Annotated in this window: 1 rRNA gene; it reads left to right on the top strand. The window is 51.9% G+C overall.

Annotated elements, in window-relative coordinates:
• Positions 1 to 617, top strand: a 23S ribosomal RNA gene (locus tag AC3WRI_RS32915); the annotation flags it as partial.

Genomic DNA, 617 nt, shown 5'->3' with positions numbered 1-617 from the left:
GGGGTGACGGCGTACCTTTTGTATAATGGGTCAGCGACTTACATTCAGTGGCAAGCTTAACCGATTAGGGAAGGCGTAGCGAAAGCGAGTCCGAACAGGGCGTTGAGTCGCTGGGTGTAGACCCGAAACCAGATGATCTATCCATGGCCAGGTTGAAGGTGCGGTAACACGTACTGGAGGACCGAACCCACTAACGTTGAAAAGTTAGGGGATGAGCTGTGGATAGGGGTGAAAGGCTAAACAAATCTGGAAATAGCTGGTTCTCTCCGAAAACTATTTAGGTAGTGCCTCGTGTCTCACCTTCGGGGGTAGAGCACTGTCATGGTTGGGGGGTCTATTGCTGATTACCCCGCCATAGCAAACTCCGAATACCGAAGAGTGCAATCACGGGAGACAGACATCGGGTGCTAACGTCCGGTGTCAAGAGGGAAACAACCCAGACCGCCAGCTAAGGTCCCCAAATATAGCTAAGTGGGAAACGAAGTGGGAAGGCTAAAACAGTCAGGAGGTTGGCTTAGAAGCAGCCACCCTTTAAAGAAAGCGTAATAGCTCACTGATCGAGTCGTCCTGCGCGGAAGATGTAACGGGGCTAAGCTATATACCGAAGCTGCGGACGC

The organism is Cupriavidus sp. FW305-27 (genome assembly GCF_058787995.1).
This window is presented reverse-complemented; position numbering and strand designations above follow the sequence as displayed.